Source organism: Pseudomonas sp. KB_12 (assembly GCF_052114545.1).
Lineage (GTDB): Bacteria > Pseudomonadota > Gammaproteobacteria > Pseudomonadales > Pseudomonadaceae > Aquipseudomonas > Aquipseudomonas brassicacearum.
Genome location: NZ_JBFREY010000013.1, coordinates 36,072 through 49,643, shown reverse-complemented (window position 1 = coordinate 49,643; position 13,572 = coordinate 36,072). Strand labels below are relative to the sequence as shown.

Sequence of the window (13,572 nt, the reverse complement as noted above, 5' to 3'; positions counted from 1 at the left end):
AAGCTTCGCATGCCTACTCCAGTTGGTTATTCATTTTCTTCGTCGGCAACGCTGACCGGCAATGCGCAAGTCGACAGCTTGCTGGTCGGTACCTATTGGATGGGCAACACCTGGAGCACCGGTACGTTCACCACGCCGCTGACGTACAGTTTCATGACTGAGACTTCGCGTTTTGCCAGCATCTACAGCAGTGAAAATGAGTATGAGGCCGGCTACGTCCTGACGTCAGCCCAGCAAAGTGGCATTACCAGTGCGCTCAGCATGTGGAGCTCGGTTGCCAATATCAAATTCACCCAGGTCAGCGAGTCCACCACCACCGTAGGCGATCTGCGATTCGGCGGTTATCTGGATATGGACAGTGACACCGCAGCCTGGGGCTATTTTCCCGCAGATACCCCCAGCGGCGGTGATGTCTGGCTCGGGCCAGTGACGAACAGCCCGACCCCCGACAAGGGCACATACGACTACCTGGTTTTTATGCATGAGATCGGCCATGCACTTGGCCTCAAGCACCCGTTCTCCCAAAGCCTGTCAAACGCCACGGTACTTGCAAGTCAGTTCGATGATGTCAGCAATACGGTCATGAGTTACAACACCTCGTATTCTTATGAACCGACCACCCCCATGCTGCTGGACATTGCCGCCATCCAGAGTCTCTATGGGGCCAATACTCAATGGCAGACCGGTAATAACACGTATAGCTGGGGGGCCAGCCAATCGGTTTTCGAGACGATTTGGGACGCCGGCGGCACTGACACAATCGATGCGAGCAATCAGAGCGCGGCCGTGCGCATCAATTTGAATGAAGGCCAGTTCAGCAAAATTGGCCGGGCGTTCATGGACCTCAGCACCCAGACGGCCTTCAATGAAGGGCTGGCGATCGCGTACGGCGCTAAAATCGAGAACGCCGTCGGCTCAGCCAATGACGACACCCTGATTGGCAATGCGCTGGGGAATGTCCTGAATGGCCTGGCTGGCAAGGATGTCATGATCGGTGGGGCCGGCAACGACATCTACGTGGTTGATAACATTGCGGACATCGCCAGTGAAACCAGCACCTTGGCCAGCGAAATCGATGCCGTGAGTTCTTCGGTGAGCTGGAGCCTGGGCGCTAACCTGGAAAACCTGATCCTGACTGGCACTGCCCACGTCAATGCCRYCGGCAAYACYTTGGGCAACGTACTCGYCGGAAATGCCGGCAACAACGTGCTCAATGGCCTGGGCGGCGCGGATATCCTGRACGGTGGTGCCGGCAATGATATCTACGTGGTCGATAACCTCGGGGACGTTGTCAGCGAAACCAGCACCTTGGCCAGCGAAATCGATGCCGTGAGTTCTTCGGTGAGCTGGAGCCTGGGCGCTAACCTGGAAAACCTGATCCTGACTGGCACTGCCCACGTCAATGCCRYCGGCAACACCTTGGGCAACGTACTCGTCGGCAATACCGGCAACAACGTGCTCAATGGCGGGGCTGGGCAGGATACGCTGATTGGCGGCATTGGCACTGATACCCTCATCGGCGGTGTCGGAGCCGACCGATTTGTTTTCAGTGCGTTGAATGAGCTGGGCATAGGCAGTGGTCGAGACGTCATTTCCGACTTCAGCAGCCTCCAGGGCGACAAAATTGACCTGTCGAAATTCGATGCCAATGTCCTGACCGCTACGCTCAATAAATTCAGCTTCATCGACTCGAATGAGTTCACGACCGCCGGACAACTACGCTTCGTCGACCATATACTTTACGGCAACGTCAACGGCGATCTGGGGGCGGATTTTGAAATCCAGCTCGTGGGCGTCAATACCCTCAATGCCACCGATCTGATCGCCTGATAGAGCGGCTCAAGGGCCTGGGTCTCTCCCGCCGGGTGCTCACTCAATAAAACGATGAGCGCCGTGGCGAGGGAGCTTGCTGCCGCAGGGCTGCTTAGCAGTCCTTTTGTGGGCGCTTCTCGCTGGAGCGGCAGCCCGCTCAAGCGGAACAAGCTCCTTGCCACAAGTTCGTCGACTGCTTTGTTAATTCATTGATTTTATGAGCACTGATTTATTCAAGTGCCAAGAACAATACGGCTATTGATCTTATTGATGTCGATCAGCATCAAAAACATTGACCGTTACGATTATGATCATCATCATAAGGCTGCCAGTCGATGATCCAGGACCACAGTTGCGATCTCTGACCGGATAACGTCGATAACCGGAAGGACATTCATGATGATCAACAAACGCGTAGCGTTAGTGACCGGCGCTTCATCCGGTATCGGGGAAGCCATTGCACACAAGCTCGTGGCCGCAGGCTACAGCGTCTACGGCACCAGCCGACGAGGCGGGCAGGCGGGACAGCAGGGGTTTCCACTGTTGGTGCTCGATGTCACTGACGATGCCAGCGTCGAAGCGGCCATCCAGGAGTTGCTGGCGTTGGAGGGGCGGATTGATCTGCTGGTCAACAATGCCGGCTTCGGCATCGCGCCGGCAGCGGCGGAGGAGAGTTCCGTCGAGCAGGCCAAGGCTCTTTTCGATACCAACTTCCTCGGCATCGTACGCACGACGCGCGCGGTGGTGCCGCACATGCGCCGCCAGGGTGCTGGCCGCATCATCAACATCGGCTCAATCCTCGGCGTCGTGCCTGTTCCTTACGCGGCCCTCTATTCAGCCAGCAAGCATGCGGTGGAAGGTTATTCGCAAGCGCTGGATCACGAATTGCGTACCCACGGCATCAGGGTCACCGTCGTCGAGCCCGGCTACACCAAGACTCAATTCGAGAGCAACAACCTCCAACCCGATGCCAAGCTCGACGTGTACGAAGACATTCGGATAAAAGTGACGAAAGTGGTGAACCAGGCCATGGCGACCGCCGACGGCCCCGACGTGGTGGCTGATGTGGTACTCCAGGTCGCGCGTGCCGAGCGTCCGAAGTTGCGCTATACCGCTGGCAAAGCGGCCGGCCAGTTGCAGTTCATGCGCAGTTTTGCCCCGGCGCGCTTGCTGGACACGGGCATCCGCAGGGCGCTGCAGCTCGAAACCAAGCGAGCTTCTCAGGCACACTGACTCGGCCTGGCATACCCGCTGCCGTGTCTGTTGCACCTGCAGGGCAGCGATGACGATCCGTTTGAACGAACAGGACAAAAACCATGACATTCAAGGCGCTGCTCACGACTAAAACCGGCGAAGCGATCTCGACCCATCTGATCGACTTCAAGGACGAGGACCTGATGCCCGGTGACGTTACCGTCGCGATCGAGTTCTCGACCGTGAACTACAAGGATGCCATGGCCCTCAGCGGACGCTCCCCGGTCATTCGCCAGTTTCCGCTGATTCCGGGCATCGACTTCGCCGGTATCGTCGAGACGTCCAGCCACCCGGGGTTCGAGGCCGGCGACCGGGTGCTGGTCAACGGCTGGGGGCTGAGCCAGACCCACCACGGTGGCTTTGCGCAGAAGGCGCGGGTGAGCGGTGACTGGCTGGTAAAAATCCCGGAAGTATTCTCGACCCAGGCAGCCATGGCCATCGGCACCGCAGGCTACACGGCGATGCTCAGCGTCCTGGCATTGGAGCATGGCGGGCTGACCCCTGATCGAGGCGATATCCTGGTCACTGGTGCCAGCGGCGGCGCCGGCTCGGTGGCTATCGCACTGCTGTCGGGCCTGGGTTATCGAGTGATCGCCTCGACCGGACGGCAAGAGGAAGGCGACTACCTGCGCGACCTTGGGGCGACGCGGGTCATCGACCGCAACACCTTGTCGCAGCCGGGCGCACCGATCGCCAAGGAACGCTGGGCTGGCGTCATTGATTCGGTGGGCAGCCACACCCTGGCCAATGCCTTGGCACACACCCAATATCGCGGCGTTGTAGCTGCCTTCGGCCTGGCCCAAGGCGCGGATCTGCCTGGCTCGGTGCTGCCTTTCATTCTGCGCAACGTGACCCTGGCCGGTATCGATTCGGTCAATGCTCCGCAAGCGGTGCGCCTGCAAGCATGGTCGCGACTCGCCCAGGACCTTGATTTGAGCAAGCTGGCCCGCACCACCCAGATGATTGGCTTGGCAGAGGTGCCGGCCGTTGCCGCTCGGGTACTGGAAGGCAAGGTGCGCGGGCGTACTGTCGTGGACGTGAATGCATGAGCAACGCTTCTCGCGCGTTCCGCTACCTGGCGAGCAGCCCTGGCGCTGGCATTTTTATTCGCCGTAAGTGGTGAGGGCAGGGCAAAGGCGCACGGGTAAACATCTGCGGATGAAAACGCTATGAGCCTTGGCGCCTGGTCACTTCATGTCCCTGGCCTGCATCCACAGCGGACTTTACCGGGCCTCTGCGGTCCGAGCCGTGAGTGAAGGCGTGGCATCTTTTGCCAACGCCTCATCAAGTCACAGCATACGGCGCAGGACGTCGCTTCGAGGGTCCCGGTCGAAGAGCCGGTGTTTGAGGGCGCCGGCAATATGCACCACGATCAGGCCGAGCAGGGTGTAGGCGAGCACTTTATGCAGCCATTGGAAGACAACGAACCAGTCGTCATTCTTGCTCAGCAGCTCGGGAAGGTTCACCCCAAAAAAGAACACCCCGTCACTCATCGTGTAGGTGCTCGACATCGAATAACCCATCAACGGCACGATCACCAGCAGTGCATACAAGGTGCGGTGCGCAAGCCATGAGCAAACTCTCTCATAGCGCGCCAGCGTCTCCGGCGGTTGCGGCAGCCTGGGGGTGCGCACGCGCAAGGTGAGCTGAATCAGGGCCAGCAGGAACGCCAACACCCCGAAGGATTTGTGCCACGGGTAATAGAGCTCATATTTGCTCGCCACTTCGTCATCGAGCCCGGTCATGTGCCAGCCTGCCCAGAGGAGGCCGGCGATGAGCACGGCGCGCACCCAGTGCAACATACGCAGGGACGTCGGATACCGATCAATTATTGTTTGATTTACCGGATTCATCGCGGTCTCTCCATCGATCATCAAGGTATCGAAAATGCACGTTTGAACGGCCACCCTCTATGACACAGGGGTGGTCCGGTCAGTGCGGTTTTTTGTTCTCAGTTGGGTAGCAGTACGGTGATGACTTTCTCCTCGGTATAGGCCAGCGCGCCGCTAAATCCGCCTTCACGGCCAACGCCACTGGACTTGACGCCGCCCCAGGGCAGGTTGGCGTCCAGCGGGCTCCAGCAGTTGATGCCCACGGCACCGGCCTTGACTGCTGCGGCGACGCGGTGCGCTCGCACCAGGTCGCTTGTCCAGACCGTTGCCGCCAGGCCATAGCTGGAATCGTTGGCCAGCGCGATCGCCTCGTCCTCGCTGTCGAACGTGATCACCGTGCCGACGGGGCCGAAGATCTCGTCCCGGGCGATCGCCATGTCATTGCTGGCATTGGCGAAGATCGTCGGCCGGACAAACCAGCCCTGTTCAGGGCTCGATACACCGCCGGCCAACAGGGTGGCACCTTGGTCGATGCCCAGTTGGATGTAACGGTTGACGCGATCCAATTGCGCCTTCTTGGCCACCGGTCCCATCTGTACGTCGGGTTGGCGAGGGTCGCCGACCTTGACGGCTCGCGCGGCATCGGCAAGCGCTGCGGCGAAGCGCTCAGCGATGTTGCGTTGGACCAGGATGCGCGAGCCGGCCGCGCAGATCTGTCCCTGGTTGGCAAACAGGCCGAGAGAGCAGCCGAACAGCGCGTCCTCGAACGAGGCGTCGTCGAAGACAATCTGTGGGCTCTTGCCGCCCAGCTCCAGTGCCACGTGCTTGAAAAGTACGCCAGCGGTGCGCTGGATTTCGCGTCCGGCCTCGGGGCTGCCGGTGAAGCTGATCTTGGCGACGTGCGGGTGCTCGCACAGGGCGCGTCCCACCTCGTTGCCATAGCCGGTGACCACGTTGATCACGCCGTCCGGAAAGCCCGCTTCCTGAGCCAGCGCTGCCAGGTGCAGGGCCGACTGTGGCGTTTCTTCCGAAGGCTTGATGACCACTGTACAGCCGGCCGCCAGCAAAGCGGCGAGCTTCCAGACCGTGATCATCAGCGGCGAGTTCCAGGGAGCGATGGCGCCGACCACGCCCACCGGCTCGCGGATCGTGTACGAGAGGGTCTTGGTGCCGAAGTAGCCGCCGGAGGGAATGGTGCGGCCCTCCAGCTGGTTGGCCCAGCCAGCGGCGGCGCGCAGGTTGGCGATGGCGTTGGGTACGTCCAGCCGGCGCGGCTCGATCGGTGAGCGACCGATGGCATTGGCGTCCAGGTCAGCCAGCACGTCGGTGTCGCGCTCCACCAGGTCCGCCAGCTTCGACAACAGCCGGCCACGCTGGGCGCCGTCGAGCTGGCTCCAGGCGCCACCCTCAAGTTGGCTGAGTGCCGCCGCTACGGCGCGGTCCACGTCCTCGGTCGTGCCGCGCGCGGAGCTGCCGTAGATCTGTTCTGTCACGGGGTCGACGAGCGTGATGCGACGCCCGTCGGAGGCCTCGAAGGACGCGCCTTCGATGAAGTGGTTCAAGTGTTGAGTCATTTTGCAGTCCTTCAAGTGATGTGGAGTAGTCGGGGTATGCCCACCTCATCCCTTGAGGGAGGCCAGGGCGTCGCCAAAGATGTCCAGTGCCTTGAAGAACAGCGCGCGTGAGATCGTCAGCGAGGGCATGACGCGCATCACGTTGCTGTAGCGACCGCAGGGAATCATCAGTACCCCGTGGTTCAACAGGTAGCCCATGAGTTGGCCGATCTTCTCCGGTGCCAGTGGCGCCTTGGTGACCGGGTCTTCGACCAGCTCGATCCCGATCATCAGGCCGCGACCGCGGACTTCACCGACCAATGGGCTGTCGAAGCCACGGATACGTTCCTGCGCTTCCAGCCCCAGCGTATGAGCGCGGTTGAGCAGATCGAGCTCCGGGTCCTGGAGGATGCTGATGTTGGTCAGCGCCACGGCCGCGGACAACGAGTTGGCGGCGAAGGTGTTGGGCATCGATCCGTCGGGAATCGCGGCTGCCAGGTCCGAACGCATGATCAGGCCCGCCATTGGCAGGTCGCTGCCGATGCCCTTGCCGAAGGTGAGCATGTCGGGCTTCACGCCTGAGTGCTCGACCGCCCACATCTTGCCGGTACGCCCGGCGCCGGACTGCACTTCATCGACGATCAGCAGCGCGCCACTGCGGTCGCAGGCCTTGCGCAAAAGCTGCAGGAACTCGGGTGAGGGAGGTACATAGCCGCCTTCGCCCTGCACTGGTTCCACGATCACGGCGGCCACGTCATCGGCGGCGGTGTAGGGGGTGTTCAGCAGGTAATCCACGTAGTCGCCGGCAATCTGCTCGGCGCTTTTGTGCGTGGTGTCGAAGGGGAAACGGTAGGCATAAGGGTAGGGCGCATGAATGACCCCGCCCATCTGGGCGCCGTAGCCCTTGCGGTAGGCCGTGCCTGTGGTCAGCGCACCGGAGGCGTTCCACACGCCGTGGTAGCCGCCGTGGAAGGCGATGATCTGGTGCCGCCCGGTGACGCGTTTGGCGAACTTGATCGCCGCCTCCAGCGCATCGCTGCCGCTTTGCGTGAAGAAGGTGATGCAGTCACCGCGCAAGCCGTCGGGCGCGATCTCGGAGAGCTTGGCGGCCAGTTCGGTGCGCCGGGTGCTGTTGACTTCCAAGGCATGCATCAGCACTTCGGACTGTTCGCGAATGGCCTGCACCACCTTCGGATGGCAGCGGCCTACGCTGCTGACGCCCACGCCAGCGGACAGGTCGATGTAGGTGTTGCCATCGGCGTCCTTGAAGGTCGCGCCGAAGGCCCGGTCCATGGCCACGGGCATGCGTGCGCCGCCGCGAGCCATCGACTCGGTACGCGCCGACAGCGCCAGGGCCTCGGTGGTCCTTGGGCCAGGAATGGCGGTGGTAATCCGCGGGGCATCGGCGAAATGGAGGGATTCTAGTTTGGCTTCACTCATGACGGTCTCTCAGGATGTCGGTTTCAGTGTCCCGATCATCCTCGTGGCCCGTTCCTGGCCGGTAGCCCGAATCGGCACATTGGGCGGGCCGCCTCGAGCGTCAGCAGCAGAGCACTGACATGACCAAAAGAGAATTTGCATAATTCTCTTATTGTGAGAATATCGCGCAACGAGGCATTCTAAAAACAAGAATATTGGCCGAGGCTGCATCACCATGAAAAACCTGAACATCAGCCATTTTCGTGACATCCATGTCCACGCCGCCACCGTCCAGGAATGGAACCAGGACTACAACCAGTTAACCGCCGGTTCGGCTGAGAGTTCGCTGATCCAGTTGTCGACAGGGCGTTGCCACGTATTCCGCGAGCAGATCAACCAACGCGTGGTGCAGCATGGCGTGGCCCCCCGAGGCAAGATGTGCTTTGCCGTGCCGATCACCGTCCCGGGTTCGATTCGGATGCAGGGTCGGGAGGTGGACGAGAGCAGCCTGTTCTTTCTTCATGGCGGCGAAGAGTTCATGTTCCACATGCCGATGGGCATGGAACTGCTGGCCATTACCTTCGAACGTGAATTGTTCGAACAGGCGTTGGCGCAAACCGCGTCGGCCAAGGAAATCAGCCAGCTACTCCGCCAGCCCGTAATCAGGCTCCCCACGCAACGCTACGCTGACGCTCGACGTCGGATGCTGGCGGCATTCTCCCAGGCGCTCTCGAACGCAGAGCTCGACAACGCGCAAGACCGGGAACTGGAATTGGAACAGGCCATGCTCGACGAGTTGCTGCAACTCATGACCGACCCGGCCTGCGACAAGCAGCAGCGTTCGCCAAGCTCCACGCGCAGCTTCATTGTCGAGAAATGCCATCGCCTGGCGACTGCGGAGCTGAACAACGTGCCCAGCGTCGACGAGTTGTGCCAGCGACTCCAGGTGAGTCGACGTACCGTGCAGAACAGCTTCCGCTCGGTTGCCGAGACGACCCCGCTCAATTACTTGCGCTCCGTGCGGCTCAACGGTGTACGCCGGACCTTGATGACCACCCAGGCGTCGCGTCTTTCGATCGGTGATGCCGCCGCCCAATGGGGGTTCTATCATCTCAGCCATTTTGCAGCGGAATACCAGGAACTGTTCGCCGAACTGCCGTCTCAAACCGCGCGCGCTGCCATCAGCGGTTGCGCGCTTGCTTGAATATCTGCCTGCTGCATTGCGCAACGGGCTGGCTTGACTTCACAAGGATGTAGAAACGATGAATAGCCTTCGCCGCCTGCTCCGGGTCTTCGACTTGTTTCGCCCTGAGCAGCCGGTCATCGACGTGGGCATCATTTGCCAGGAGCTCGGCTACACGCCTGCCACCGCCTATCGTTATCTGCGCGAACTCGGCGACGCGGGCTTCTTGAAGCGGTTGCCACGCGGCTACGCACTCGGCCCTCGAATCGTCACGCTGGAACATCAGATGGCGAACTACGATCCGTTGCTGGCGTGCAGCCGGGACCTGGTCAACAGACTGGTCGACGATACCGGCCTGGATGCGCTGGTCAGTGAGTGGCATGGCGATTCAGTGGTCAACGTGCTGATCCAGCGGGGCTCCGATGTCGGCCCGGTCGGTGGCGACAGGGGGCGGCCGATCGATCTTTTCCACAGCGCGACCTCGCGGGTCGTGTTGGCGTATCTGCTGCCGCGCCAGATCCGACGCATCTATGACGCTCACGCGATCCCGTCCGGATTGTTGCACCTGGGGTTGGCGTGGAAGCCGTTCACCAAGAGCCTGCTCGCTATCCGCAAGCAGGGCTACTGTATCAGCGAAAGCGAGTTGTACCCGGGACGCAGTGGTGTTGCGGCGCCGATCTTCGACGAAAAACAGCGCGTCCTTGGGAGCATGACCCTGGTCGGGCGCAGTGAACGGTTCCGGGCGTTTCAACCGGGCTACCTGTGCGACCTGGTTACCGGCGCGGCATCGGAACTGACGGCACGTATCGCCTTGCAATGAGGGGGTAGGGTGGGGATGGATGATGACCCGTCCGGTTTTTTCCGAGCACAGGTCTCTGGTTACCGATTTGGGATAGTGGGAGGTTCAGGGAGAGGCATAGGATCGAATCCAGCGTGCGACAAGAACAATAACGCTATCCGGTGACGGTGAGCGGTTGACTGCATCGATCCTACAACGCCTGCCTCATACAATAAGGTCAAGAAAACATGAGTGTACCTCTCCCGGTCAACAGCTCCACGGAGCTCAAGCGTGGGGCCCTGGGTGTCGGCTTCATCATCTTCTTCGTGGTTTCGGCGGCGAGCCCCTTGAGTGTCATCGCCGGTGGCTTCCCCATCGGCATCATGCTGGGCAACGGTGCCGGCACGCCGGCGTTGCTGATCCTGGCTCTGCTGGTGTTACTGGCGTTCTCGATCGGCTACACAACCATGTCCCGGCACGTCACCAACGCCGGCGGTTTCTATGCGTTCACCTCGCGCGGCCTGGGTGGCCTGGCCGGTGGGGCGGCGGGGGTGCTGGCGATGTTTGCCTACAACATCCTCCAGGTCGGCCTGTATGGCATGTTCGGTGGGGTGGTCAGCGGCACGATGGAAAGCGTGTTCGGCCTGGTGTGGCCTTGGTGGTCGTATTCGCTGATGGCGATGGCCAGCGTTGCGATTCTCGGCTATCGCAAGATCGATCTGTCGGCGCGGGTGTTGTCGGTCATTGTGATCGCCGAATACCTGGCGATCCTGCTGCTGGACTTCGCCATTCTCAGGACCGGCGGCGACAGTGGCATCAATCTCGACGCGTTTGCGAGCCGCCACGTGTTCAGCGGCACCCCGTCGATCGGCCTGCTGTTCTGTTTCGCCGCGTTCATCGGCTTCGAGGCCACCACGATCTACGGCGAAGAGGCCAAGAACCCGCAACGTACGATCCCGATTGCCACCTACTGTTCGGTCTTGCTGATCGGTGGTTTCTACGCGCTGTCGGTCTGGTCGATGGTGATTGGCGTAGGGGCGGACAAAATCGTCTCCACGCTTCAGGCCTTGCAGGACCCCACGACGTTTATCTATGGCATGTCCGATCACTTTGTCGGCCCGCACCTGACCCAAGTCATCCGCGTGCTGTTCATGGTCAGCATCTACGCCGGGCTGTTGGCGTTCCACAATGCCGCAGCCCGTTATTTCTACGCCATCGGGCGTGACGGCTTGCTGCCCAGCCGGTTGGGGACCACCCATCGCGTCCATCAGAGCCCGCACATGGGCTCGGCGTTGCAGAGCTTGATCTCCGCCGTGGTCGTATTGATTTTCGCCGCGACGGATGCCGATCCGATCCTGCAACTGTTCGCCTGGCTGTCCAACCTGGCGACGCTTTGCGTGATTTTGCTGATGGCGCTCACATCCGCGGCGGTATGGGCCTTTGCCCAGCGCCACCCCGAGCTCAAGCTGGGGATCTGGCGTGGGCGGATTTTCCCGGGGTTCTCTTGCCTTGCGCTATTGGCGGTGCTGTTTATCGCGGTGGTGCATTTCGATGTGCTGACGGGCGCGAGCAAGGCCTTGTCATACGGCCTCTGCGCGATCATTCCCGCGGCCTTGCTGGCTGGCGTGTTCCTCGCGGCACGACTGCGCAAAGTAGCGCCGCAGCGGTATCGGGTGTTGGGCAGTCACAAGCTATAGGAGCCTGCGCAGTATCGATGGCGCTTGAAAAGGATAAGGCTAAGCTCATTGGGGTCCAGTGTTCCCGTGCTTCAGCGGCCAGGCTGGACCTTAATTAGCAGAGGAGTCTTGCGATGACGCTTCCACGAGCGTTGGCATTCGATGTGTTCGGCACCGTTGTCGACTGGCACTCAGGCATCGCACGTGAGGCGAGTCCATTCGTATCGACCTACCTGCCCGCGGCCAGCCCTGCAGAGTTTGCAATGCAATGGCGCCGGTTGTATGCGCCAGCGCTGCGCGCGTGCATCAAGGGTCATGGAGGCTTCGTTGTCCTGGATACATTGCACTACGAGACGCTGGTCCAATTGTTGACGACTTACGGCCTGGAAGTCGACCAGCTTGCCCCCGAGGCATTGCACACGCTTGCCCATGCCTGGCGCCGCCTGGACCCTTGGCCTGACGTGGCCGAGGGCCTGGCCCTGCTGCGCCGACGCTTTGCGGTGGTGACCTTGTCCAATGCCAATGTGGCCTTGATGGTCGCCATGAACCGCTACAACGGTTTGCAGTGGGACGCGCTGCTGGGGGCGGAATTCGCGCAAACCTACAAACCGGATCCTGCGGCGTACCTGTCCACGGCAAGGGCGCTGGATCTCAAACCCAATGAACTCTGCCTGGTGGCCTGCCACCACAGCGACCTTGCGGCAGCCAGGGATTGCGGCCTGCTGACGGCCTATATCGATCGGCCCATGGAGTACGGTGGAGCGCCTGCCCCCGATGCAGCCCAAGCCCAGGATTGGGATTGGCAGGCCGATGGTTTCATTGACCTTGATGACAAGCTCCAGGTGATGTCTGGCTGACGAAGGTACTTGATATATATCAACGCCAAGGTTGCTCTGACGGAGGATGGTGAATCTACAGCGGAGGAGCCCGTAGCAGCGGCAATTACGACGGTGGCCCGCCGCACGTACTAGCCGTCTGGCGCGGCCAGGACCGTCCAGAACATCATTGCCCTTCGTTTTCGTCTCGAGCAAAAGTCATGTGCTCAATGGTGCCGGAGCCGCCGAGGCCTTAGGCAGGCTTTTCACAGGCTGTCCGGATCCCCAAAAAACATCTGAATCCGCGACCGCAACCAGCGCTCCCCAGGGTCATTGTCCTGGGAGCCGCGCCAGGCCATGTGCAGTTCGAAGCTGCGCACCGGTATGGGCGGGTCTTCGGCGCGTACGCCGCCGGCGGCGGTCAGCGCGTCGGCGGTGTAGTCGGGCACGGTGGCGATGATGTCGGTGCCCGACAGCAGGGTGCTCAGGCCGTTGAATTGCGGCACGGCCAGCACCACGTGGCGCTTGCGGTCGAGTTTCGCCAGCTCTTCATCGATGAAGCCGCTCAAGTCACCCGCGAAAGACACCAGGGCATGGGGGCGAGCGCAGAATTCGTCCAGGGTCAGTCGTCCTGGGGCGGTGTCAGCCCGTAATACTTTGGGCATGCTGCGCCGCAAGACCTTGCGCTTGGCGTTGGCCGGCAGGTCGTCGGTGTAGCTGACACCGATGGAGATTTCACCGGACGCCAGCAAACCAGGCATCAGAATGTAGTTGACCCGGCGCACCACCAGCACGATGCCGGGCGCTTCGGCCCGAAGGCGCTTGAGCAGCATTGGCAGCAGGGCGAATTCGGCGTCGTCCGACAGGCCAATGCGAAACACCGAGGTGCTGGTGGCCGGGTCGAATTCCGCCGCGCGGCTGACCGCCGTGGAAATCGAATCCAGGGCCGGGGAGAGCAGGGCGAAGATTTCGACCGCACGGGCCGAAGGCTCCATGCTGCGGCCGGTACGTACGAACAACGGGTCATCGAACAGGCTGCGCAGGCGCGACAGCGCGGCGCTGATGGCCGGTTGGCCTAGGAACAGTTTCTCGGCCGCGCGAGTCACACTGCGTTCATGCATCAATGTTTCGAACACGATCAACAGGTTCAGATCGACACGCCGCAGGTCATTACGATTCATCTGGGGTCCTGGCAGATTCGGCAAGCTTGACGTGAGCGGCCATATGGGAACAATGGCCGGCATGAATCT

The 13,572-nt window shown here is 61.2% G+C and carries 11 protein-coding genes; 7 read left to right on the top strand and 4 right to left on the bottom strand.

What is annotated here, in order from left to right; genetic code table 11:
- Window positions 1-9 precede the first annotated feature (9 nt).
- From AB4Z20_RS12760 to acuI, 3 genes are all read left to right on the top strand, one after another.
- Window positions 10-1,830: a M10 family metallopeptidase C-terminal domain-containing protein gene (locus tag AB4Z20_RS12760; protein ID WP_442090029.1), complete on the top strand. Its 1,821-nt coding sequence runs from the start codon at window positions 10-12 to the stop codon at window positions 1,828-1,830.
- A gap of 381 nt (window positions 1,831-2,211) precedes the next feature.
- The gene (locus AB4Z20_RS12755; protein ID WP_442090062.1) at window positions 2,212-3,045 is read left to right on the top strand and encodes an oxidoreductase; all 834 of its coding nucleotides are present in this window, start codon (window positions 2,212-2,214) and stop codon (window positions 3,043-3,045) included.
- Between the two features lie 83 nt (window positions 3,046-3,128).
- Window positions 3,129-4,115 (top strand): acrylyl-CoA reductase (NADPH), encoded by a 987-nt coding sequence (gene acuI, locus AB4Z20_RS12750; RefSeq protein WP_442090028.1) that lies wholly within the window; start codon window positions 3,129-3,131, stop codon window positions 4,113-4,115.
- 240 nt (window positions 4,116-4,355) lie between these two features.
- Here acuI and AB4Z20_RS12745 read toward each other — a convergent pair whose 3' ends face one another.
- The 3 genes from AB4Z20_RS12745 to AB4Z20_RS12735 all read right to left on the bottom strand — a co-directional run bounded on the left by AB4Z20_RS12745 (window position 4,356) and on the right by AB4Z20_RS12735 (window position 7,891).
- Window positions 4,356-4,919: a cytochrome b gene (locus tag AB4Z20_RS12745; RefSeq protein ID WP_442090061.1), complete on the bottom strand. Its 564-nt coding sequence runs from the start codon at window positions 4,917-4,919 to the stop codon at window positions 4,356-4,358.
- A 98-nt stretch (window positions 4,920-5,017) separates the two neighbouring features.
- Window positions 5,018-6,472, bottom strand: coding sequence for an aldehyde dehydrogenase family protein (locus tag AB4Z20_RS12740; RefSeq protein WP_442090027.1), 1,455 nt, complete (start codon window positions 6,470-6,472; stop codon window positions 5,018-5,020).
- 45 nt (window positions 6,473-6,517) lie between these two features.
- Window positions 6,518-7,891: an aspartate aminotransferase family protein gene (locus tag AB4Z20_RS12735; RefSeq protein WP_442090026.1), complete on the bottom strand. Its 1,374-nt coding sequence runs from the start codon at window positions 7,889-7,891 to the stop codon at window positions 6,518-6,520.
- A 214-nt stretch (window positions 7,892-8,105) separates the two neighbouring features.
- Here AB4Z20_RS12735 and AB4Z20_RS12730 point away from each other — a divergent pair, with 214 nt between their 5' ends.
- The 4 genes from AB4Z20_RS12730 to AB4Z20_RS12715 all read left to right on the top strand — a co-directional run bounded on the left by AB4Z20_RS12730 (window position 8,106) and on the right by AB4Z20_RS12715 (window position 12,364).
- The gene (locus tag AB4Z20_RS12730; RefSeq protein ID WP_253475113.1) at window positions 8,106-9,074 is read left to right on the top strand and encodes a helix-turn-helix domain-containing protein; all 969 of its coding nucleotides are present in this window, start codon (window positions 8,106-8,108) and stop codon (window positions 9,072-9,074) included.
- Window positions 9,075-9,132: 58 nt separating this feature from the next.
- A complete protein-coding gene (locus AB4Z20_RS12725) occupies window positions 9,133-9,873 on the top strand; it encodes an IclR family transcriptional regulator (protein ID WP_442090025.1) in 741 nt (246 codons plus the stop codon).
- Between the two features lie 206 nt (window positions 9,874-10,079).
- Window positions 10,080-11,528: an APC family permease gene (locus AB4Z20_RS12720; RefSeq protein WP_442090024.1), complete on the top strand. Its 1,449-nt coding sequence runs from the start codon at window positions 10,080-10,082 to the stop codon at window positions 11,526-11,528.
- 113 nt (window positions 11,529-11,641) lie between these two features.
- Complete coding sequence (locus AB4Z20_RS12715; RefSeq protein WP_442090023.1) at window positions 11,642-12,364, top strand: haloacid dehalogenase type II; 723 nt, start codon at window positions 11,642-11,644, stop codon at window positions 12,362-12,364.
- A 224-nt stretch (window positions 12,365-12,588) separates the two neighbouring features.
- Here AB4Z20_RS12715 and AB4Z20_RS12710 read toward each other — a convergent pair whose 3' ends face one another.
- Window positions 12,589-13,503, bottom strand: coding sequence for a LysR family transcriptional regulator (locus AB4Z20_RS12710; RefSeq protein WP_072405519.1), 915 nt, complete (start codon window positions 13,501-13,503; stop codon window positions 12,589-12,591).
- Window positions 13,504-13,572 lie beyond the last annotated feature (69 nt).